The 20,909-nt window shown below is 57.5% G+C and carries 21 protein-coding genes; 18 read left to right on the forward strand and 3 right to left on the reverse strand.

Annotated features, from left to right (window positions below; all coding sequences use genetic code 11):
• Positions 1–141: 141 nt before the first annotated feature.
• The 4 genes from bepA (at position 142) to HWW83_RS11030 (ending at position 2,969) form a co-directional block, all read left to right on the forward strand.
• On the forward strand, positions 142–1,611 hold the full coding sequence (gene bepA, locus HWW83_RS11015; protein WP_033651532.1) for a beta-barrel assembly-enhancing protease: 1,470 nt from the start codon (positions 142–144) through the stop codon (positions 1,609–1,611).
• A 20-nt stretch (positions 1,612–1,631) separates the two neighbouring features.
• A complete protein-coding gene (gene arsC, locus HWW83_RS11020) occupies positions 1,632–1,985 on the forward strand; it encodes an arsenate reductase (glutaredoxin) (RefSeq protein WP_004941660.1) in 354 nt (117 codons plus the stop codon).
• Between the two features lie 200 nt (positions 1,986–2,185).
• Complete coding sequence (locus HWW83_RS11025) at positions 2,186–2,416, forward strand: hypothetical protein (RefSeq protein ID WP_033644019.1); 231 nt, start codon at positions 2,186–2,188, stop codon at positions 2,414–2,416.
• 13 nt (positions 2,417–2,429) lie between these two features.
• On the forward strand, positions 2,430–2,969 hold the full coding sequence (locus HWW83_RS11030) for a helix-turn-helix transcriptional regulator (protein WP_033644020.1): 540 nt from the start codon (positions 2,430–2,432) through the stop codon (positions 2,967–2,969).
• Between the two features lie 17 nt (positions 2,970–2,986).
• Here HWW83_RS11030 and hda read toward each other — a convergent pair whose 3' ends face one another.
• Entirely contained in the window at positions 2,987–3,688 is a 702-nt protein-coding gene (gene hda, locus HWW83_RS11035) for a DnaA inactivator Hda (protein ID WP_025159568.1), read from the reverse strand.
• 272 nt (positions 3,689–3,960) lie between these two features.
• On the opposite strand from hda, the gene HWW83_RS11040 reads away from it, so the two are divergent.
• Both HWW83_RS11040 and HWW83_RS11045 read left to right on the forward strand, forming a co-directional pair.
• On the forward strand, positions 3,961–4,476 hold the full coding sequence (locus HWW83_RS11040; protein WP_016926729.1) for a hypothetical protein: 516 nt from the start codon (positions 3,961–3,963) through the stop codon (positions 4,474–4,476).
• A gap of 33 nt (positions 4,477–4,509) precedes the next feature.
• A complete protein-coding gene (locus HWW83_RS11045) occupies positions 4,510–4,758 on the forward strand; it encodes a GlsB/YeaQ/YmgE family stress response membrane protein (RefSeq protein ID WP_016926728.1) in 249 nt (82 codons plus the stop codon).
• Positions 4,759–4,805: 47 nt separating this feature from the next.
• Here the strand turns inward: HWW83_RS11045 and uraA are convergent, their stop codons facing one another.
• A complete protein-coding gene (gene uraA, locus HWW83_RS11050) occupies positions 4,806–6,095 on the reverse strand; it encodes a uracil permease (protein WP_004941645.1) in 1,290 nt (429 codons plus the stop codon).
• 76 nt (positions 6,096–6,171) lie between these two features.
• On the reverse strand, positions 6,172–6,798 hold the full coding sequence (gene upp, locus HWW83_RS11055; protein WP_004941642.1) for a uracil phosphoribosyltransferase: 627 nt from the start codon (positions 6,796–6,798) through the stop codon (positions 6,172–6,174).
• A gap of 255 nt (positions 6,799–7,053) precedes the next feature.
• Here upp and purM point away from each other — a divergent pair, with 255 nt between their 5' ends.
• The 12 genes from purM to HWW83_RS11115 all read left to right on the forward strand — a co-directional run bounded on the left by purM (position 7,054) and on the right by HWW83_RS11115 (position 20,905).
• Positions 7,054–8,091 carry a phosphoribosylformylglycinamidine cyclo-ligase gene (purM, locus tag HWW83_RS11060; RefSeq protein ID WP_025303843.1) on the forward strand — a complete coding sequence of 346 codons (1,038 nt, stop codon included), beginning with the start codon at positions 7,054–7,056 and terminating at the stop codon, positions 8,089–8,091.
• A complete protein-coding gene (gene purN, locus HWW83_RS11065) occupies positions 8,091–8,729 on the forward strand; it encodes a phosphoribosylglycinamide formyltransferase (protein ID WP_033644022.1) in 639 nt (212 codons plus the stop codon). The genes purM and purN overlap by 1 nt, the downstream gene beginning before the upstream one ends.
• Before the next feature lie 725 nt (positions 8,730–9,454).
• Positions 9,455–9,697, forward strand: a complete 243-nt coding sequence (locus HWW83_RS11070) for a hypothetical protein (RefSeq protein ID WP_127897176.1) — start codon at positions 9,455–9,457, stop codon at positions 9,695–9,697.
• A gap of 72 nt (positions 9,698–9,769) precedes the next feature.
• Positions 9,770–10,780 (forward strand): ABC transporter ATP-binding protein, encoded by a 1,011-nt coding sequence (locus tag HWW83_RS11075; RefSeq protein ID WP_050594439.1) that lies wholly within the window; start codon positions 9,770–9,772, stop codon positions 10,778–10,780.
• A 1-nt stretch (position 10,781) separates the two neighbouring features.
• On the forward strand, positions 10,782–11,837 hold the full coding sequence (locus HWW83_RS11080; protein ID WP_176589294.1) for an ABC transporter permease: 1,056 nt from the start codon (positions 10,782–10,784) through the stop codon (positions 11,835–11,837).
• 19 nt (positions 11,838–11,856) lie between these two features.
• Positions 11,857–12,765 carry a thiopeptide-type bacteriocin biosynthesis protein gene (locus HWW83_RS11085; protein WP_071841623.1) on the forward strand — a complete coding sequence of 303 codons (909 nt, stop codon included), beginning with the start codon at positions 11,857–11,859 and terminating at the stop codon, positions 12,763–12,765.
• Positions 12,752–14,098, forward strand: coding sequence for a YcaO-like family protein (locus tag HWW83_RS11090; RefSeq protein WP_176589295.1), 1,347 nt, complete (start codon positions 12,752–12,754; stop codon positions 14,096–14,098). The genes HWW83_RS11085 and HWW83_RS11090 overlap by 14 nt, the downstream gene beginning before the upstream one ends.
• Positions 14,099–14,110: 12 nt before the next feature.
• Positions 14,111–14,728, forward strand: a complete 618-nt coding sequence (locus HWW83_RS11095) for a hypothetical protein (RefSeq protein WP_021504405.1) — start codon at positions 14,111–14,113, stop codon at positions 14,726–14,728.
• On the forward strand, positions 14,728–17,130 hold the full coding sequence (locus HWW83_RS11100) for a nitroreductase family protein (RefSeq protein ID WP_060660375.1): 2,403 nt from the start codon (positions 14,728–14,730) through the stop codon (positions 17,128–17,130). The genes HWW83_RS11095 and HWW83_RS11100 overlap by 1 nt, the downstream gene beginning before the upstream one ends.
• Position 17,131: 1 nt before the next feature.
• Positions 17,132–18,163, forward strand: coding sequence for a PqqD family peptide modification chaperone (locus tag HWW83_RS11105; protein ID WP_033644028.1), 1,032 nt, complete (start codon positions 17,132–17,134; stop codon positions 18,161–18,163).
• Positions 18,160–20,697, forward strand: coding sequence for a lantibiotic dehydratase (locus tag HWW83_RS11110; protein ID WP_033644029.1), 2,538 nt, complete (start codon positions 18,160–18,162; stop codon positions 20,695–20,697). The genes HWW83_RS11105 and HWW83_RS11110 overlap by 4 nt, the downstream gene beginning before the upstream one ends.
• Positions 20,690–20,905, forward strand: coding sequence for a hypothetical protein (locus HWW83_RS11115; protein ID WP_033644030.1), 216 nt, complete (start codon positions 20,690–20,692; stop codon positions 20,903–20,905). Before HWW83_RS11110 ends, HWW83_RS11115 begins: the two co-directional genes overlap by 8 nt.
• The last annotated feature ends 4 nt before the right edge of the window (positions 20,906–20,909 follow it).

A 20,909-nucleotide genomic window follows, 5' to 3' on the forward strand; every position in this document is an offset into this window, starting at 1 on the left:
TGCCGCTGACTATGATGTGATGATTGCCGTCGCGGCGGTTTGTGATCCGCCGCACTTTCACGCGGATCGCGCCGTGGGAATAAAGAACTCTTGTCTGCTGCTGACGTCTTAGAAATGATTATTTAAGGGAAACGCCTGACTATGACCAACCGGTTGACCAAAACCGCGTTAGCGGTGCTGTTGCTCGGCACGTTGAACGCCACCGCCCTGGCGCCAGCACAGGCGGAAAGCCAGGACCAGTTGCCGGATATGGGCACCTCCGCCGGCGGCACCCTGAGCATCGGACAAGAGCTGGCGATGGGCGACTTCTACGTGCGCCAACTGCGCGCCAGCGCCCCGCTGATCAACGATCCGCTGCTGAGTCAATACATCAACCAACTGGGCAACCGGCTGGTGGCCAGCGCCTATTCGGTGCGCACGCCGTTCCATTTCTATCTGGTGCGCAACGACGAAATCAACGCCTTCGCCTTCTTCGGCGGCAACGTGGTGCTGCATTCCGCCCTGTTCCGCGTCAGCGACAACGAAAGCCAGCTGGCCTCGGTGCTGGCGCACGAAATCTCGCACGTCACCCAGCGCCACCTGGCGCGCGCAATGGAAGATCAGCAACGCAACGCCCCGTTGACCTGGGTGGGCGCACTTGGTTCCATCCTGCTGGCGATGGCCAACCCGACCATGGGCATGGCGGCGCTGAGCGGCACCATGGCCGGCACCCAGCAGGGCATGATCAGCTTTACCCAATCGAACGAACAGGAAGCCGATCGCATCGGCATTCAGGTGCTGCAGCGCGCCGGTTTCGATCCGGAAGCGATGCCCGACTTCCTGCAGAAACTCTCGGATCAGTCGCGTTACGCCTCCAAGCCGCCGGAAATGCTGCTGACGCACCCCTTGCCGGACAGCCGTCTCTCCGACGCGCGCAACCGCGCCAACCAGATGCAGAAACACATCGTGCAGTCTTCGCAGGATTACCTGATGGCCAAGGTGCGCGCACTGGGCATGTACAGCTCGGAAGGCTATGGCCTGAATGAAGAGCTGCTCGGCTCGCTCAGCAAGGGGAACGTGCGCGAACAGGCGGCCGCCAAATACGGCCGCGCCATCCTGTTCTATGAAGCGAAAAAATACGACGACGCGCGCAACATCATTCAACCGATGCTGGCGCAGGATGCGAAAAACGTCTGGCTGATTGACCTGATGACCGATATCGATCTCGGCCAGAAACGCGCGCCGCAGGCCATCGCCCGCCTGCAGGCGGCCAACGCCGCCCAGAACAACAACCCGGTGCTGCAGCTCAACCTGGCCAACGCCTATGTCGAAGGCAACCAGCCGGCGCAGGCGTCGAAGATCCTGAACCGCTACACCTTTGCCCATCCGGACGATCCGAACGGCTGGGATCTGCTGGCGCAGGCCAGCGCCGCTCAGGGGCTGCGCGATGAAGAGCTGTCGGCCCGCGCCGAAAGCCTGGCGCTGAACGGCCGGCTCGATCAGGCTATCGGCCTGCTCAGCAATGCCAGCTCGCTGCAGAAACTCGGCAGCCTGAAACAGGCGCGCTACGATGCACGCATCGACCAGCTGCGCCAACTGCAACAGCGCTTCCGCCAATACCAGCGCAGCTGATTCAACAAGGAATGAACGCCATGAAAAACGTCACGATTTACCACAACCCGCGCTGCTCCAAGAGCCGTGAAACCCTGGCGCTGCTGGAACAGCACGGCGTCGATCCCAAGGTGGTGCTGTACCTCGAAACGCCCCCTACGGTCGATGAGCTGAAAAAGCTGTTGAAGGAACTGGGCTTCACATCCGCGCGCGAGCTGATGCGCAAAAAAGAAGATCTGTACAAGGAATTGAAGCTGGCGGACGACAGCCTGAGCGAAGAGCAACTGCTGGCGGCAATGACGGCGAACCCGAAACTGATCGAACGCCCGATCGTGGTGAAAGGCAGCAAGGCGCGCATCGGCCGGCCGCCGGAGCAGGTGCTGGAGATTTTGTAATCGTCCGGCAAATCTCTTATTGAACCGCAAAATACCAATAGCCCTGAACAGGGCTATTTTTAATTAATTGTTATATAAATACTTTTCATCATCACAGTCTTCTTCCGTTGCTATGCTGCGCAAACGCCAAATCTCTCGGTGAAACAGCCGTTGACAATCGTCAACACCCCACCTACCCTGATCGCATCACTGGACGAGCGATGAAAAAACACCCAGACAAGCACATTCAGGCGGCATTAGCTTACGCCCTTTCTCAGGGTTGGCATTTTCGGCCCAGCAAGGGGCACGCATTTGGCCGACTACATTGCGCCTTTGCCGGGCATCAAGAACATATGATGAGCATCTGGAGCACGCCAAAAAACCCAGAGGTACATGCCAAACAGATTCGGCGCAAAGTCGATCACTGCCTGGCGCTGTCGCAGAAAAAATAACCGGAGAATCACCATGACGCTCTATCATTTCTCATTGACGCTGGATGGGGTCACCGCCGATACCGCCGGGCTGGAAGATGCGCTGTATGCGGCGGGATGCGATGACGCGCTGATCTGTTTCTACGGTAAAGCCGTTTACCTGGAGTTCGATCGAGAAAGCGATAACTTTGCGCACGCGATTTGCAGCGCCATCAGCGATATTGAATCCGCAAATATCGGCGCCAAGGTGATATCGGTGGACTCCAGTCTGGTGGGATTAAGCGATATTGCCGAGCTCACCGAACTGTCGCGTCAGGCGATCGCCATGCTAAAAGACGGGACTCGCGGCCCCGGCGGCTTCCCTTCCCCCATTCAACGGCTCGGCGGCGCCTCACCGCTGTGGCGCTGGGCTGACGTGGCGGCCTGGTTGGCACAGCAGGGGAAAATCGACCCACGGCTTGCAGACAATGCGCAGTGTCTGGAACATATCAATCTCGCTTTGCAACTGCGAAACGATCGGCAACGCCAGCAGGTTGAGCACTACTGCTCCCTGCTGGAACACGCGGAAAAATAGGCAGATTAGCCCGCCCGTTACAGCCCCAGGATCTCTTTAACGAACGGGATGGTGAGCTTGCGTTGGGCGGTGATCGAGGCGCGATCGAGTTGATCGAGGGTCATAAACAGCGTGCGCATCTCGCGATCCAGTCGTTTCAGCAGAAAGCGGCCCACATCTTCCGGCAGCTCGAAGCCGCGCAGTTTGCCGCGCAGCTGCAGCGCCAGCAGTTTCTCTTCGTCCGACAGCGGCTGCAACTTGTAGATCTGCCCCCAGTCCAGGCGTGAAGCCAGATCCGGTAAACGCAGGTTCAGCTGACGCGGCGGACGATCCCCGGTGATGAACAAACGGGTGCGGCCGGTTTCCAGGATGCGGTTGTAGAGGTTGAAGATCGCCATTTCCCACTCTTCGTCGCCGGCGATGCATTCGATATTGTCGATGCAGACCAGCGCCAACTGCTCCATGCCGTCCAACACTTCAGGCACGAAGTAGGCGCGCTTGTCGAGCGGCACATAGCCCACCGCTTCGCCTTTCTGCGAAAGCTCGGCGCAGGCCGCATGCAGCAGATGGCTGCGCCCGCCGCCTTCACGCGACCAGAAATAGATATAGCTGCCATGTTCCTGACGGACGGCGGATTGGATCGCGGCTAATAGGGATGGGTTCTCGCCCGGATAAAAACTGGCGAAAGTTTCATCATCGGGAAGATAAAGTGGCAGTGAAAGCTGTGCCGGCGTATTCAGAGAAGCACCTCAACCAAAACTGGCAGAAAAACGTGGGCAGTTTAACACAGAAAACGGGCGCTGTTGAACCGGCAGGATCTTATGCCGCAATAGTGAACAATGCCTAAGCGCCGCTTGATCGGCGGCGGCGCCCGCCGAGGCAAGAATTATCCGATATCATTCCCTAACTCCATGCCTGCGCAGGTTAAATTTGTAATTTAAGTAAAATCTGACCTAGTATAGGTAGGCTAAATGCAATCACCATCAACAAGGTTTCTGCAAGGATATAGACGATGAAAGTATGGAATAAAGTGCTGTTGGCCTCCTTTATCGGGTTGTTGGTTGCCGGCTGTGATGACTCCTCCAAGGTTGACGCCAACCTGGATAAAGCCAAAGACAGCGCCGAGCAGATGAAAGACGCCGCCCAGAAAAAAGCGGACGATCTGACGGACAAAGCGAAAGCGACGGCGGATGAAATCAAAAAAGAGGCCGCCACTCAGGCGGATCAGCTGAAAGACAAAGCTTCGGCGATTAAAGAAGACGCCGCCAAGCAGGCGGACGCCATCACCAACGACGCCAAGGCCAAAGCCGCCGCGATCAAAGACGACGCAGGCAAACAGAGCCAGCAGTTGGTGGATCAGGCCAAGGCCATCAAAAACGACGCCATCAACGGCGCCAACGATCTGACCGAGCAGGCCAAGGCGAAGACCGAAGCCATCAAGAACAGCGCCGAAAACAAAGCGCAAGAGTTGAAACAAGAGACCGATGCGGCGGTGAACGGCAATACTCAGCCGGCCACCCAGCAGTAAGCTATTCTCAGCCACCAAAGAAAGGAGCAGTAAATGGGGATTATTTCCTGGATTATCTTCGGCCTGATCGCCGGTATTTTGGCTAAGTGGATCATGCCCGGCAAAGACGGCGGCGGCTTTATTCTGACCGTCGTGCTGGGGATCATCGGCGCCGTGGTCGGCGGCTATATCAGCACCTTCTTCGGCTACGGCAAGGTTGACGGCTTCAACTTCGGCAGCTTCGTGGTGGCGGTTATCGGCGCCATCGTGGTGCTGTTCGTGTACCGCAAAATTCGCAGCTAAGGCGAATGCCATAAGTCAAAAGGGCAGCCCCTGGGCTGCCCTTTTCGTTACTTCTGCTCCGCCGGTTCGTCCGGCGCGTCAAGCACTTCTTCTTCCTTGCGGAACAGGCTGATGACCTTGAACAGCAGGCTCAAGCCAATGCCGACGATGGTCGCCAGCGCCATGCCTTTCAGCTCCGCCGCGCCGATGTGCACCTTGGCGCCGCTCACGCCGATGATCAGGATCACCGAGGTCAAAATCAGGTTCTGCGCTTTGTTGTAATCCACTTTGGATTCGATCAGCACGCGAATGCCCGAAGCGCCGATCACACCGTACAGCAGCAGCGAAACGCCGCCCATCACCGGCACCGGCACCGCCTGGATCGCCGCCGCCAGCTTACCGATGCAGGACAACAGGATCGCCAGCACCGCCGCGCCGCCGATCACCCAGGTGCTGTAGACCTTGGTGATGGCCATCACGCCAATGTTCTCGCCGTAGGTGGTGTTCGGCGTGGAGCCGAAGAAGCCGGAGAATACCGTCGAGATGCCGTTGGCGAACATCGAGCGGTGCAGGCCCGGATCGCGGATCAGGTCTTTTTTCACGATGTTGGCGGTCACCACCAGGTGGCCGACGTGCTCGGCGATCACCACCAGCGCCGCCGGCAGAATGGTGAAGATGGCGAACCACTCAAAGCGCGGGGTGTAGAAGGTCGGCAGCGCGAACCAGTGCGCCTCGCGGATCGGGGTCAAATCCACCACGCCCATGAAGAACGACAGTGCATAGCCCACCAGTACGCCGATCAGGATCGGGATAATCGCCAGGAAGCCGCGGAACAGTACTGAACCGAGCACCGTGACCGCCAGCGTCACCAGCGAAATGGTGATGGTGGTCGAGTCGGCGCTGGCGCCTTCCGCCGGCAGCAGCCCCGCCATATTGGCCGCCACGCCCGCCAACTCCAGGCCGATGACGGCGACGATCGCCCCCATCGCCGCCGGCGGGAACATCACGTCCAGCCAGCCGGTGCCGGCCTTTTTCACGATCAGCGCCACCAGGCAGAACAGCACGCCGCACATGATGAAACCGCCCAACGCCACTTCGTAACCGAGCGGCAACAGCAGCAGCACCGGCGAGATAAACGCGAAGCTGGAACCGAGGTAGGCCGGGATCTTGCCTTTACAGATGAACAGATACAGCAGCGTGCCGATGCCGTTGAACAACAGCACGGTCGCCGGGTTGATCTTGAACAGGATAGGCACCAGCACGGTGGCGCCAAACATGGCGAACAGGTGCTGGAAGCTGAGCGGAATGGTCTGGAGCAGCGGCGGGCGCTCGCTGACGCCGATGGCGCGACGGGTCATGTGTGCTTTTCCTCGGTTTATTGGTTTTATAGGTTTTAGTCAAAAAAAAGCCGACTCGTTAAGTCGGCTCAAATGTTTACTTAGTACCAAATATCTTGTCGCCCGCATCGCCCAGGCCAGGCACGATGTAGCCCTTGTCGTTCAGACACTGATCGATGGAGGCGGTGTACAGCTCAACGTCCGGATGCGCTTTCTCCAGCGCGGCGATGCCTTCCGGCGCCGCGACCAGAACCAGCACCTTGATGCTGTGGCAGCCGGCTTTCTTCAGCAGATCGATAGTGGCGATCATCGAACCGCCGGTGGCCAGCATCGGGTCGACGACCAGCGCCATGCGCTCTTCGATGTTGGAAACCAGCTTCTGGAAGTACGGCACCGGCTCCAGGGTTTCTTCGTCGCGGTATACGCCCACTACACTGATGCGCGCGCTCGGCACGTGCTCCAGCACCCCTTCCATCATGCCCAGGCCTGCGCGCAGGATTGGCACTACGGTAATCTTTTTCCCTTTGATCTGATCCACTTCAACTGGCCCGCACCAGCCTTCGATGGTGACTTTTTCCGTCTCCAGATCGGCGGTCGCTTCATAGGTCAGTAAACTACCCACTTCTGAGGCCAGCTCACGGAAGCGTTTGGTGCTGATGTCATTTTCGCGCATCAGGCCAAGCTTGTGTTTTACCAGCGGGTGTTTCACCTCAACGATCTTCATCATTTTTCTCCTATTAAGGTGGTTGCGGCCAAAAAAATCGCGGGATTATACCTCCTTTTTTTCGCCGCGCCACCCACAATAGCCCGATCGGGATCAACAAAAGTTTGAATATCAGTATAGATGACGAAAAAGCGGAGCCGGTTCACAAGCCGCTCGCAAACGTTTGCCTGCGCTGTTAGAATTGCCGCGCCTTATTCCGGAATCAACATCGGAAGCACAGTTTTCAAACCGCAAATCGTCGTGGGGAATCGCGCAGTGACCGACAAAACCTCTCTCAGCTATAAAGACGCAGGTGTCGATATCGATGCAGGCAACGCATTGGTAGATCGCATCAAAGGTGTAGTTAAACAGACCCGTCGCCCGGAAGTGATGGGCGGTCTGGGCGGGTTTGGCGCCCTGTGTGCGTTGCCGCAGAAATACCGCGAGCCGGTGCTGGTTTCCGGTACCGACGGCGTGGGCACCAAGCTGCGTCTGGCGATGGATCTGAAACGCCACGACACCATCGGCATCGATCTGGTGGCGATGTGCGTCAACGATCTGGTGGTTCAGGGCGCCGAGCCGCTGTTCTTCCTCGACTACTACGCGACCGGCAAGCTGGATGTGGACACCGCGGCCAGCGTGATCACCGGCATCGCCGAGGGCTGCAAACAGTCCGGCTGTGCGCTGGTGGGCGGCGAAACCGCTGAAATGCCGGGCATGTACCACGGCGAAGACTACGACGTGGCCGGTTTCTGCGTCGGCGTGGTCGAAAAATCCGAGATCATCGACGGCAGCAAAGTGCAGTCCGGCGATGCGCTGATCGCCCTGGGCGCTTCCGGCCCGCACTCCAACGGCTACTCGCTGGTGCGCAAAATCCTGGAAGTGAGCAACACCGATCCGACCGCCACTCAGTTGGAAGGTAAACCGCTGGCCGACCACCTGCTGGCGCCGACCAAGATTTACGTGAAGTCCGTGCTGGAGCTGATCGAGAAGGCTGACGTACACGCCATCGCTCACCTCACCGGCGGCGGCTTCTGGGAAAATATTCCACGCGTGCTGCCGGAAGGCATGCAGGCGGTGATCGACGAAGCCAGCTGGCAGTGGCCGGCGGTGTTCACCTGGCTGCAGCAGGCCGGTAACGTCAGCCGTCATGAAATGTATCGCACCTTCAACTGCGGCGTAGGCATGGTCATCGCCCTGCCGGAAGCCGAAGTGGAAGCGGCCATCGCGCTGCTGACCGCGGCAGGTGAAAAAGCGTGGAAAATCGGTAAACTGACCGCCTCTTCCGACGAACAACAAGTGGTCATCAACTGATGAAAAAGATCGTGGTGTTGGTCTCCGGCCAGGGGAGCAATCTCCAGGCGCTGATTGACGCCTGCCAGCAGGGCCGCATCGCCGCCGAAATCGTGGCGGTGTTCAGCAACAAGGCGCAGGCATATGGCCTGCAACGCGCCGAAGCGGCGGGCATCGCCGCCCAGGCGCTGGATGCCAAGGCCTACGCCGATCGCACGGCGTTCGACGCCGCATTGGCGGACGCCATCGACCAGTACCAGCCCGATCTGGTGGTGCTGGCCGGCTACATGCGCATCCTCAGCCCGCAGTTCGTGCAGCGCTATGCCGGCCGCATGCTGAACATTCACCCTTCCCTGCTGCCGAAATACCCGGGGCTGCATACTCACCGTCAGGCCATCGACAACGGCGACAGCGAACACGGCACCTCGGTGCACTTCGTGACCGAACAGCTCGACGGCGGCCCGGTGATTTTACAAGCCAAGGTGCCGATTTTCGCTGACGACGAGGAGGATGACGTGGTTGAACGGGTGCAAACCCAGGAACACACGATCTATCCACTGGTGGTGAGCTGGTTCGTCGACGGCCGCCTGGCGATGCGCGACGGCGCCGCCTGGCTGGACGGTGAACGCCTGCCGGCGCAGGGCCACGCCGCCGACTGATGCGCGCAGCCTGAACCTTGCCTAAACGGCGCCCACGCGGCGCCGTTTTTTTTCGCTGCCCGCCGCGATGGTTCCAAAAGGCTCGCTGCGCCGTGGCCAAACTGCCCGCTTTAGGGCCAACCCCGTCGTGAGCGCGTCCCAGTATGTCGCATCAATGCCCCGCCCGGAACGGAACGCATCACGGACGCCAAGCCAACTGTGGTTCCGCGCGCAATAATCCTTGTCAAAAAATAAAACCATTATAATACTTTCTACCCTAAACAATATTGGGTGAAATTTTTCAAAAAAGAATATATTTATCCCTTATACATAGTTTTAAATTAAATAAATTAACGTCAACCCCATGATTATTGTGAGCTTCGTTGCAATAACAGAAAACACCCCTGTCAATTGTAATGATGTGTTGCCGTTCTATTACAAGTATGTAAGAGTGTGTCTAACACGATAACTTAACATTACGTACATAGGATTCCTTTCATATTCGCAAGCGCCAGTCATATATGACGCCTTCAAATGCAAATAATTCAATATGAAAGAATTCAGTATCGCCGCTGCTTATTTTTATATAATTAGCGCGATATTAAAATTGATTTTTATTTTTCAGATAAATATTTAATGGGGAATATCCCATTGAGATGAATTCGTTTGAATATATTTCAACGATATGCAGCAGCTCGAATCATGTTATAGCTAACTCATCAACAAACTGATTAATAAGGATATTTATGCTTAATCATACCTCTCTGACTCGTCAATCCCACCGTTTCGATATTGTTCTCGACTCGCCTTCCATGCCCTCTGACGGCATTGATTTATTAGTCGAAGAACTGCCTGAAACGCTGCACTTTGCCAGCGATTGCGCCTCAACCGGCAGCAGCGTCAGCACCGCCTCTACAGCGGGCTGCGGCTGCATTGCAACGGCGAGCTGCATCGGCACAATGGGCAGCGTTACCAGTAGCGGCAGCTAAATCATTACCCACAACCGGTACAAGATACTGTGCCAGTTAGTTATCTGAAACTCTACTCACTGGCTTTAAACAATGAGCACGTACACTGACGCCACTTTAGATTTCGACAGCAGTCATAAGCCAACCCTGGATATATCCTGGGATCGCAAACGGCCGCTATTAGAGGTCGAGTCACTGAATAAGTTTTATGGTGACACGCAAGTTCTTCATGACATCTCGCTGCAAATCAAGCCGGGAGAAATCATTGGATTGGTCGGACCTAACGGTGCCGGCAAAACGACGCTCATGGAAACCTTGTACGGAGGACAGCCCTTTGAAGCCGGCTTGGTGCGTTTATTTGGCGAAGACGTTCGACAAGGGCTTAATCACGTCATCAAGCAACAGTTAGGCGTCGTTCCGCAATCCTTTAGTTTGCCTTCGCTGCTGCGCGTTGAAGAGATCATTTCGCTCTATCAGGTACTTTATACGGATGCGTTGTCGGTTAAGCAGTTATTGGACATTGTGGCGCTAAAAGCGCAGCGTAAAATGCGTTTCTCGCGGCTTTCAGGGGGGCAAAAAAGACGTTTGGTGTTGGCGCTGGCATTGGCCGGCAAACCCAAGCTTCTTTTGCTGGATGAACCCACCAGCGATCTTGACCCGCAAAGCCGACGCTATATTTGGCGGCACATTATTGCGAATTCTCGTCAATCTGGCACGGGCGTATTGATCGCCACTCACCAAATGGATGAGGCGGAGAATTTATGCGACCGGGTGATGATCATCAACCACGGCCGGTTGCTGGAGAATGCCAGCCCACAACAGCTTATTGAGCGTTATTGTCCTGGGCATCATATCCGATTCTCAGTGCCGTTGACGTCGGTTGACGAGTTCCTCGCGCTCTTCCCTGAGGCGACGCAGGAAAGCGATGAACATGATCAAACCTTCCGCCGCCTACATATTCCCACCCAAGAATTGGCACAGGTGTTACCGCAAGTGATTGCGTTATCACAACGATTGGGTTGTGAACCCGAACAAATGCAGGTAAGCAAAAACACCCTCGAGGATGTGTTCATTCATCTGACAGGCGAAGCATTAAGGGATTAACATGAGCCATAGCTGGCAGATTTATCGGCGCTTCTTCGGCGCCAACACCAAAGAATATTTACGCGATCCGCTATCAACCTTATTTTCTCTTGTATTGCCGTTATTTTTCATCTTTACCTTTGGCATAACGGCAAAAATTATTAATGGCAATCATCAACCGTTCTCCATGCAGGTGAGCGTTGTCGGAGACACGCCGGAAACAGAGGCTCTCTGGCTTAAATTGAACAATTATCCTGGCCTGGCCGTCCAGCGCCAGCTTCGAAGCGATCCGGAAGCGCTGGTGCGCGCGAATGAAGTGAACGCGGCGGTGAGTTGGGATGCAGTACAACAACGCCCTGCGATCACCACGACGGAATCCATGAGCTCCGTCGCTCAACTGGTTTCCGCCGCACTCAATCAGCAACCGGCCGACGCCCAGCAGCCGATACGCTTCATTACGCTGAAAACTGAGCGTTTCAACTATTTTAGTTTTATCTTCCCGTCCTTGCTGACGCTGGCCCTGTTGCAAGTCGCCTTATTTGGCACGGCGACGCCGCTGATCGCCGCGCGAGAAAAAGGCACTTACCGCTATTACGGCGTCATTCCGTTGCCGCGCTGGATTCTGCTCGCATCACAGGTCAGCGTCCGCCTGGCGATATCACTGGTTCAGATCGCCCTGTTAATGCTCATTAGCAGTCTGGTCTTTGGCTTTACCCTTGAGCATCCCCTGCTGTTTATCGTGCTGCTCGTCGCCAGCGCACTGTTGCTGGTGAGCTTTGGGTATGCGCTGGCCGGCTTATTCCGCACGAATACCGTCGCGACAATCGCCCTGACCTTACTCAACTTTTGGTGCATGTGTTTCGGGCAATTGTTCCTCGATCTGAGCGCATTCCCGCCCCTCAAATGGTTAATTTTGACGACGCCGGTCGGTTTTGTCGCCGATGCACTGCGATACGCCATGAATGGCAGCGAAGGCGTATTCCCCTTCTTCATTAACTGTATCGGCATGGCGATATGGGGTGTGATCACGCTGTTTGTCGGCGTTAAGTGGTTCCTTTTCCAGCCAAAACAATCTTAAAAAAAACAGGTACGCAAAGATGAAAAACAGATCGGCATCTTGGCATTTTTACAAGCTGTATATCGGTAGCCATCATGATGGAATGGACTTTCTGATCACCCAGGGATTGACCCAAGCACTGGCGTACGCTCCTGATTCTCCTTGGTTCTTCTTACGTTATATCGATGAAAAAGGATTACATTTACGCGTTCGTTTTCTGCTGCAGGAAAAGGACAGCCAGCGCCTGGAAACCGCCATTTACGCTGCGCTGCATGATGCGCTGAATAGCCTGCCGTTGCGCCCGGCCAACCTGTGGACGCCATTGGTCAGCTTCCGCGGCAACACGCCGTTTCCCACGCATGAACTCCCGGTCCATTGCGAACGCGCGGAATATGAGCCGGAAACGGACGTCTACGGGGGCGAAACGGGCATTGGCATCGCCGAAGCGCTGTTTCACCAATCCAGTGACATTGCCCGTGCCATATTGCTGGCCGAGGCAGGCGGCGGCATGACGCGCAAAGAGTTTGCGTTGCCTCTGATGCTGGCCATGTTGGAAACGTTCATTCCTGTTGCCCGGCGTTCCGCCTTCCTTGAAAGCTTCTCGACTTTCTGGCTGGCGGGCTCTGCGGATATCGGAATGATCAAAAACAGCTTTACCGATCGCGCATGGGAACTGATTGATGAAAACTCGGTTCTTCTGTCGCCGCAGATACGGCAAGACGCGCAAAGCGCCGAACTGGTGGATCGCTGGCAGTCTGCGCTAGACCAGACCCGGCGTAACTATGAACGCCATTGCGAACGATACAGTGACGGCCTCGCGAAAAATCTGGCATTCCAATTCATGCACCTAATGAACAATCGCCTTGGCTTAAGCACGCTGGATGAAGCCTGGCTGGCCGTGTTGCTAAGCAAAAGCCTGGAAAGCGGAGTTATTCATGCATCATCATAACTTTGCCGTTTCCGCGTCCATGCGCCAGAAATATCCGTTCATGTCGCTGCTCTCGCCGCTGACGGGCGTTGTCGGCAGCGTCTACCCGTTGGAACCGCAGGAGATGCATATCCCCCGCTTTTCGTCGGTTCTGGCCAGCCTGGGCAATCTGTCAATGCCATATCCCCATATCATTGACAATAAAGGCAACGACCTGCAAAAAATCGCGCTTGCCGGCTGCGGCGCCGATGAACACGTCGATATGGCGATCGTCCGCGCTGTCGCCGAAGCGGCAGAGCGATACGCCACCTGCGTCTACCATCTTCGCGATGTTTCGGTCGCCAGCTTCCGCGAACTCGGGGCTGACGGTTTGGCGGCCGACAGCCTGCCCCGTTGCAGCGAGGAGGAGCTCGCCGATCCGCTCTGCCCGGTCAAACCCATTGATGACGCCCAGCCGTTGCGCTGGGTGGAAGGTTACTCGTTGACGGACTCCCGCCCGCGCAAGATCCCGTTGATCATGTCGCATCTGTATGTGCGGCCCTGGGAAAGCGAGCGTTTCTGGTTGCCGATATCGACAGGCGTCGCGGCGCACACCGACCTCACCACCGCCACGGTAACCGCGATCAATGAAGTCATCGAACGCGATGCGATTGCCCTTACCTGGCTATTGCAAATGCCTTTAGCGCGCATCCGCTTCGATGAACCGGTACCGGATAGATTACAAGACAAGTTTTCACGCCTGGCGGCCAGTGGGCTGGAACAGCTGTTCTTCGATGCCACTACCGACATCGGCTGCCCGACAATCTACGGATTGCAGCTGCGCGACGGGCATCCGACCTCGGCCCAGTTCGTCAACTGCTCTACGGGGTTCGATCCCTGGGGCAGCTGCGGCAAGATTATCCGAGAAAGCGCCATGGGGCGTTCGGTACTCGAACATCAACTGCCGGTGCCGGACGATATACGCGATTTTATCGCTCTCGAACATGGCGCCATCTTCATGGGGCGAGCCGAACAGCGCTCCGCATTCGATTTTCTCACCGCCAGCGAGCGGCAGATGCCGATTAGCCGCCTGCAGGCCGGGCAACCGCAAACGCCGGCAGCACAGCTGAAAAAATTGGTGGCGCGTTTTCGTCAACTCAAGATGGACGTCGTGATAGCGGACATGACGACGGATGAACTGCGCGATGCCGGTTTACATGTGGTGCGCGCTGTCATCCCCGCCCTTTTGCCCATGACGGCATGCTATCGCGCCCGCTATCTCGGGCATCCGCGCCTACGGGAACAGCAGCAACGGTTGAGTGAACAATTAGGCAAAGCCGCCACGATAAATCCGTGGCCGCAACCTTTTGCCTGAAGGAGAGTGGTAATGATTATCGTCAGTGACACCGCGTTCGGCAATGACGTGGCCGATTATATGCACTGCCAGGAAGGGATCTCTCAACTGACATTGGCAACCGCACTGAACTATTCCTGGGCCGACAGCAAGGCTTCGTTCGTCGGGATCGCGCTATCCGGCGGCGCGCCGCTTAAGCTTGAACAGCTCACCACGCAGCTGTTTCGCGCCGGGATCCCTCACGCTTGCACCGTGTTGAACGACCATATGCTGTTTTGCGGCCCCCTAGTCATCCCAGGCCGAACCGCCTGTTATGCCTGTGCGGCGAAGCGCCTGCTCAGCCTCGCCGAAACGCCGCGTACGGCAATGATGGATTTGAACCTGCAGCGATATCATGAACAGCAGCCGCAGAACGCATTGCGCGGATATACGCCGGCGCTGGTGCTGATGGCTGGATTACGGTTAAAGCAGTATGCGCAGCTCCCCGAAGACCAATTCGGCAAACTGACCGCCGTGAGCTTTGGCAGCAATCGCACCGCAAGCAGTTCCGTGGTGGCGTTACACGGCTGCAGCTGCCGTGAAAACCGGCATATTTCGCAGGCTCAGGGCACGGCCTTGTTGGCCGAACACCTGGAAGGAGCCTTACGCTAATGAAAGCCACTCATATGTCGACCGTCTTGTCGGGCGCACAGTTTAGCCACCATAACGATCTTTACGCTTTGCTGCCCAAGCGCCCCAAATTAATTCCGGAACTGATTTTCATTCCTGAAAGCGATACCCGCGTAGCCGTGTATGGCGCCTATCAGCCGCGCATCCTGACCTGCGTTCAGGGGATAAACACGCTGGCGGTCTTCCTCGAGCGCCTCGATGGCGTCAACGTGCTGGAAAGCGTGCTGACCGACGACGCGACCATGAGCCGCGAGAATGCCCTGGGCATGCTGTCCTTACTGTTTCGCTATGGCTTCCTTGAAGAAGGTGAAGGCCTGGATGACGGCGCCCCAAGCCATTTGGCAAGCTATTGCGGCCGCTTTGTCGACAATACCCGCCTGCACGCCAACCGCACTGCGGCGCTGCAGTCCGCCCGCCGCCGCAGGCTCGCCCTGGTTTGCCCGGAAGATGTGTCATCGCTGCTGCAACACGCGTTGGCGCCTATGGCCGCCAGCATTGACGTTCTGACCGAGCGCCCAACGTCCAGCGCCCTCCCCTGGGATGATGCACTGATCATTTTTGACGGCAGCGAGTCCGACGTTTTCCGCCAGGCATGCGCCGATGGGTTGCACCAGGCCGGCGTGCGTTATCTGAGCTGCATTATTGGCGCGGATCGCACGCTGGTGGGCCCTTATACCCTCCCGAACATCAGCGCCAGTTATCAATGCGCACGCACGCAATGTGAGCAGCCATCGCCCGCCAACGATCGGCAAGAGGTGGCGTTCCGCGCCGTCTATGCCGCCCATGAGCTGGGGCAAATTCTGCTCGGGCTGTCCTCTGAAAGCTACCTCAACAAGGTCGTTTCCCATAGCCATCGGGGCGAGGGGGAGTACACCTTAGCCTATAAGGTCGCCCGCATTCCCGGTACCGCGCTAAGCGGTTTAGGCCATGCCGCCTATCTGCCGCCGGGGGAAGAGGCATTTACTGCCTGGCAGCACCATATCGGCACACGCTTGCCGCCGCAGGGCTTGTTGCCACCGCGTTCGCATCAGATGCACTTCACGCTGGATAACCTCAACCGCCACGCCTCAAGGCCGGTCAGGCTGCATGGGCAGCAGCATATCAACCTGCCCGACAGCGCATTGGCGGAGCGCTGTCCGCCGCCCTGGCGAATGTCGGCAATGCCGTCACAACCGTTGACACTGGCCAATCTGGGCTGGTTGCTGCGCCACGCCACGGGTTATCAAAAAGGTGAAGACGGCACATTACGCCGCATCGCGCCCAGCGGTGGGCAACTGCTCTCGTGCGATATGTTTGTGGTCGTCCGCCGGCCGCTGCCGGAGATACCTTGCGGGGCCTGGTTCTATCTCGGTGAAAAGCACCAGCTCGTCAGGATTGACGGCATTGACTGCCAGCAATTGGAACACTTGCTCCAGCATCCCGAAGAGCCTATTTCACTCATTATCAGCGGCAACCTGAACCGCGTGCGCGGCAAATATAACGACTTCAGCTATAACATCGTTAACCTTGACGCTGGAGTGGTTAATCAATATTGCGCGCTTTCCGCGCGCGCGGCGGGCTGGACGCTGAGAGAAGATCATGGCGTCGACCTGCAATGGTTGGCGTCATTGCTCTTCTTCACGCAACAGGATAACCCCCATATCCTCTGCCAGGTCTTGCATGTGCAAGCGCCCCCGTCACAGGGTGAGCCGTGCCCTGCTCCACTTTATGAAACGGCGAGCAGCCTGGTCGCCGTTAGCCACCGCCCACGGCCGGCCGCCGCGCCAGCGTCGCCCACGCCCGCTGCTCTTTCATCACTGGCGACTGTGCACCGCGATGAGCCGCTCTCCGCGTTACTGGAGCGCCGCAGGGCGACGTATGACTATGCCGATAGCCCGTTCCCGGAAACCTGGCTGAATACCCTGATCGCCGTCGCGCATGCCGGTCTTGAACAAAGCCGCCTGCGCGGGATGCCGGCGTTGCCAATGGAACCCTGGATATTGCTGCCGGAAGCCAGCGGCGAACTTGCCGCGGGCATTTATCAGTGCAGTCAGGCAGATCGCCGTTACTGGCGGAAACGGGATAGCGGGTTTGGCCGCGCACATTTGGCTGATTGCATCAATCAATTAGCGTTCCATAAAGCCGGCGCGTTGCTGATGTGGGTTGCCGATCTTGAAAAGACCCTGCATGACCATGGCGCGGCGGGATACCGCATGCAGCTGCAAAACGCCGCGGCAAGCGCGATGCAGTGCTGGTTGGCGGCGCTGGACTGCGGCTTGACCGGAACGCTGGCGGGAGGCGTGATCGAAGAAGGGCTCATTCGCCACGCGGGCGCCGACGGCTATCGCGAGGCGCCGCTGTTCTGTCTAGTGCTGGCGTCCCCTCCGCCGGCAGAGGGTGTTTAACATGCCGCCTGCATCCCCCCTGTTGCGTTTAAACGAGGATGTGAAACTGATCTCTCCGCAGGCGAATGTGGCGCTGTTGCTGCAAGAAAACAGTAATGCGCCGTTAAAGCTGAGTGGGTTTTCTGCCCGGCTTGCCCAACAGTTGCAAGGGGGCAGCTCCATGGCGGCCCTCCTGGCGGAGCTGGCAGAACACCACCCGAACGCAACGCCCGAACAGTGCCAACAGGCGCTGTCCGCGTTTCTGCTGCGGTTGAAACAGGCGAATATGATCGTTGATGGCGCGCAAAAGCCGCCTGCGGCGGCGAAAGTGGCCGGGCGATATCAGCTGCCTAACCCCGATCGCGCCGCACATAAAATCGCCACCGTGCTGCGGGTTGTCCCGCGCGGGTTAGGTTACGGCCTGCTGAGCCTCGCGATTGCCGCTGCCTTGTGGCGTTTCATCGCGTGTTTGCCAGGGCTAAACGCCTGGCTGCTGCAGGGCGAATGGGCCAGCGTCCAGCTGATGGTGATGCTTGTCGGCATACCGTTATGGCTGTTTTTGCATGAAATGGCGCATGCCGTCGTTTGCCGTCTTTACGGCTGCCCGGTTCTGGGGGCAGGTCTGCAATTTCGCGGCTGGTGGCTGCCCTCCGTGTTTGTCAACACCAGCGCCATCGCGCTATTCCCACTGCGCGGCATGAAGGCCTGGGTGGCGATGGCAGGGCCATTGATGGATCTCTTGTGTCTGGGAGCGCTCGCGGCGCTGAGTGAAAGCGCCGTCGCCACCGCGATACGGCCGTTACTGCTGTTGATACTGTTCGGCCTGCTTTTCAATCTCACCCCTTTTCGGCTTTCGGATGCCACGCGGGCATTTCGCGCTTTTGCCCAACCCGGCGCCAATAAGAAAACCCGCGAGTGGTCTGCCCGAGGCCGCCGCCTATTCCGCAGTTATTGCCTGCTTTACAGCCTCTGCATGGCGGCGGCGATGGGTTGGTTAAGCTTCGTGAGTTGGCAGAAGGTGAATAACTGGTTGGCATCTGGAGTATTATCATGACGTTACCCGCGCAGCCTTTGTTGCTCGTCGCCCCTTTTATCATGCTGCGCACCGCAGGCCTGCCGGCGCACTATGTCAGCCAACTTCCGGATGATTTATCCGCGATTATCCGGCAACACCACTTGCAGGAGCCGGCCTGGCGGCAACTCGGGCAGGCGCTTATCGCCAGGCTGCATGCGAATATCGCATTACCCTCGGCGGACAGCGTTCGCCAGGATATGATTCGCTGTCGCCGCCATATCTTCAACGATCGCTATTTCAACCTGTCTGCCGAAGTGCGCGCCTGGTTGGCGCATTACGACTCAGCCGCTCTGGAGCAACTGACCGAATGGTTGGCGATAGCGAATGAGCGCCGGCAGTTGGCGGCAACCTTTAACCAACGCTGGCAGCGTGTCAACGAACAGACGCAGGCCTTGTTGCTCAAAGCCGCCAACGAACCGGCTCTGCGCCGGGCGCTCTGCCTTGCCTCCCCGCAGTTGCTTTGCGATCTGGAACAAAATTGGCAGAGTTGGCCGGCCAAACGGCGCCGGCGCGTAGAGCGCTCCTTGTTTGCCTACATGATTCGAGCGGCGGGCAAAGTCAGCCCATTCAGCACCTTTTCCTCTTTTAGCCTGGTCCCGTTTGAAAGCTCGGCCGGCGAAGCCACTCTGCAAACCGGTGAAGGCAAGGTGACCTCGACCGTACACCTCAACCGCTCCATCGCATTAGCCTTGCGCGACGCGCTGTATACGCAGCTCTGGTTGGCGAAACATGATCTGCCGCTGTGCCGTAACCCCTCCTTGCAACGCATTTCCGCCAGCCAGATGCGCGGCCATTTCTATCGCTATGAGAAACGCCACGGTTTGTTATGGAACGAAGAGCAGCAATTTGTCCTGGGCCTGGAGGCGGCGGAAATCGACGCCGTTCTGAGCGCCAGCCACCAGCAAAGCTGGAGCGCGTGGCGAACGCATTTCGAACTGGCTGGGATGGCCCCGTCCGAAGCGGAAAGACTGCTGAGAAAGCTGGTGCGCAAGGACGTCTTGCGCCCGACATTACAGTGGGGAACGCATCATCCTGCCCCTCTGGCCGATGTTTTGGCGCTGATGCCGGCGGAGCTCTCCAGCGACGCTCTGCGCAACCTGCCCGAACTGCCCGAACGCTTTGGTGCGGCAGAAAACGCGGAGCGCGTTGCGCTGCTTGAGCAGGCTCAACAGACGATTCAACAGAGCTGGGAGCGGCTGACCCGCCATCAGATGCCCGAAATTCGCAATATTTTATATGAAGACGCCTGGCGGGAAGGGATCAGGATGACATTGCCTGACGCTTTCATTCCCAATGTACTTGCCCGCGTAGCGAAAGCGGTGGCCAAACGCGCCACGTTGTCGCAGGAGTACCTCTGGCTGCTGCAGAACTTTATCGACAAATACGGCGCAGGTGGCCACTGCACCGATGTCTCATTGTTTTTGCAGCAGAGCTGGCAGGGATTTATTCAATTCACCCAACAACGTATCTCGCAATCCGCCGCCACAACGGCCCGCTGGCGGCAGCACAATATCAATCCCGCCGCCCTGAAGCTGCCGGTAACGCTCTTCCTGCAATTGGATGCCCGTCATGTGGGGCAGCTAGCGCATCCCCGGGGCAAAGTGGTCATCAACAATGCGTATTCGCGTATCGGCTGGCAGTTGGCGCGCACCACGTTGACCAACGACAGCCAGGCCGACGACAGACGCCATCAGCTGCAAAACTGGCTGCGCCAGTTCGCCGCGCCGGCGCTGCCATTAACCTTCAGCGTCAGCGGCGAGTCCAGCAATCTCCAGGCTCAGGCCCGCCTGGCGGCTCATCATCTGTGCCTGGATGAGCCGCCTCAGGTTGCCGGCGACCTGACGCTCGACCGGCTCCAACTGCATCATGATACGCAGAGCGGCCTGCTGAAGCTGACGGACAACCAGGGACAAGCGTTCCAATTATGTTACCTCGGCGCGGCGACGCCGATGGTGGCCTGGGGAACCAAATACCTGCTTACCGTACTGGCCGAACCGGTGCAGATTGGCCGCCCCGCCTACAAGCGATTGATGGCCAATGAGCTGGATCATGACTTCCGCCATGCCCCGCGCATGGAGGAGGAAGACTGTGTCCTGATCCGTGAAACCTGGTGGGTCCGCTCTTCCCGCATTTTCCATGAGCTGTCCGGGCATCAGGCGGCGGAGCATCCGGCGCGCCTGTTGGCATTGTTACTGAAGAACGGCATTCCGACAGACAGCTATGTGAACGGGCAATTCAACGATCATCTTAGCTGGCAGTCATTTAACAACGACAAGATTCGCAAGCCGATGTGGTGCAGGCTGGGCAATTCACATTGCCTTGACCAATTGCTGCTACTGGCGCGAAAAGTTGACTGGTTAGTCTTCCGAGAGGCTCTCCCGTCACCGGAAAACAGTTGGATGGAAGTGAAGAATGAAACCTATCTCACTGAAATTCACACTGAGATGGTCATCCCTGGCGATTACCTCGACGCCTCTCTTATGTCCCCTCTGAAGGAGAAATCCCATGCATAAAGTATCAGGCTTGCTGCTTATTATCGGCCTCGTCATGTTCGCTGTCGCCCTGGCCCTCAATATCTACAGTAGCTACACGGCGAGCAACGCCAACGGTGCGTCATTGTTCTCCACCAACTGGTGGGCGCGCTGGTTCCCACTTTACGCTTCGGGAGCCGCTCTGCTCTTCATTGGTGTGATCTTGCGTCTGACAGTAGGGGATCGTTAAGCAC

It is taken from the genome of Serratia ureilytica (genome assembly GCF_013375155.1).
Taxonomy (GTDB): Bacteria; Pseudomonadota; Gammaproteobacteria; order Enterobacterales; family Enterobacteriaceae; genus Serratia; species Serratia ureilytica.

Excerpts from the sequence above, each read along its gene's own strand:
- HWW83_RS11110 (WP_033644029.1), top strand. The coding sequence starts at position 18,160 with ATGACGTTACCCGCGCAGCCTTTGTTGCTCGTCGCCCCTTTTATCATG.
- HWW83_RS11105 (WP_033644028.1), top strand. The coding sequence starts at position 17,132 with ATGCCGCCTGCATCCCCCCTGTTGCGTTTAAACGAGGATGTGAAACTG.
- upp (WP_004941642.1), bottom strand. The coding sequence starts at position 6,798 with ATGAAGATCGTTGAGGTGAAACACCCGCTGGTAAAACACAAGCTTGGC.
- HWW83_RS11095 (WP_021504405.1), top strand. The coding sequence starts at position 14,111 with ATGATTATCGTCAGTGACACCGCGTTCGGCAATGACGTGGCCGATTAT.
- HWW83_RS11045 (WP_016926728.1), top strand. The coding sequence starts at position 4,510 with ATGGGGATTATTTCCTGGATTATCTTCGGCCTGATCGCCGGTATTTTG.
- HWW83_RS11085 (WP_071841623.1), top strand. The coding sequence starts at position 11,857 with ATGAAAAACAGATCGGCATCTTGGCATTTTTACAAGCTGTATATCGGT.
- HWW83_RS11100 (WP_060660375.1), top strand. The coding sequence starts at position 14,728 with ATGAAAGCCACTCATATGTCGACCGTCTTGTCGGGCGCACAGTTTAGC.
- arsC (WP_004941660.1), top strand. The coding sequence starts at position 1,632 with ATGAAAAACGTCACGATTTACCACAACCCGCGCTGCTCCAAGAGCCGT.
- uraA (WP_004941645.1), bottom strand. The coding sequence starts at position 6,095 with ATGACCCGTCGCGCCATCGGCGTCAGCGAGCGCCCGCCGCTGCTCCAG.
- HWW83_RS11075 (WP_050594439.1), top strand. The coding sequence starts at position 9,770 with ATGAGCACGTACACTGACGCCACTTTAGATTTCGACAGCAGTCATAAG.
- HWW83_RS11090 (WP_176589295.1), top strand. The coding sequence starts at position 12,752 with ATGCATCATCATAACTTTGCCGTTTCCGCGTCCATGCGCCAGAAATAT.
- HWW83_RS11040 (WP_016926729.1), top strand. The coding sequence starts at position 3,961 with ATGAAAGTATGGAATAAAGTGCTGTTGGCCTCCTTTATCGGGTTGTTG.
- bepA (WP_033651532.1), top strand. The coding sequence starts at position 142 with ATGACCAACCGGTTGACCAAAACCGCGTTAGCGGTGCTGTTGCTCGGC.
- HWW83_RS11080 (WP_176589294.1), top strand. The coding sequence starts at position 10,782 with ATGAGCCATAGCTGGCAGATTTATCGGCGCTTCTTCGGCGCCAACACC.
- HWW83_RS11030 (WP_033644020.1), top strand. The coding sequence starts at position 2,430 with ATGACGCTCTATCATTTCTCATTGACGCTGGATGGGGTCACCGCCGAT.
- HWW83_RS11115 (WP_033644030.1), top strand. The coding sequence starts at position 20,690 with ATGCATAAAGTATCAGGCTTGCTGCTTATTATCGGCCTCGTCATGTTC.
- HWW83_RS11025 (WP_033644019.1), top strand. The coding sequence starts at position 2,186 with ATGAAAAAACACCCAGACAAGCACATTCAGGCGGCATTAGCTTACGCC.
- HWW83_RS11070 (WP_127897176.1), top strand. The coding sequence starts at position 9,455 with ATGCTTAATCATACCTCTCTGACTCGTCAATCCCACCGTTTCGATATT.
- purN (WP_033644022.1), top strand. The coding sequence starts at position 8,091 with ATGAAAAAGATCGTGGTGTTGGTCTCCGGCCAGGGGAGCAATCTCCAG.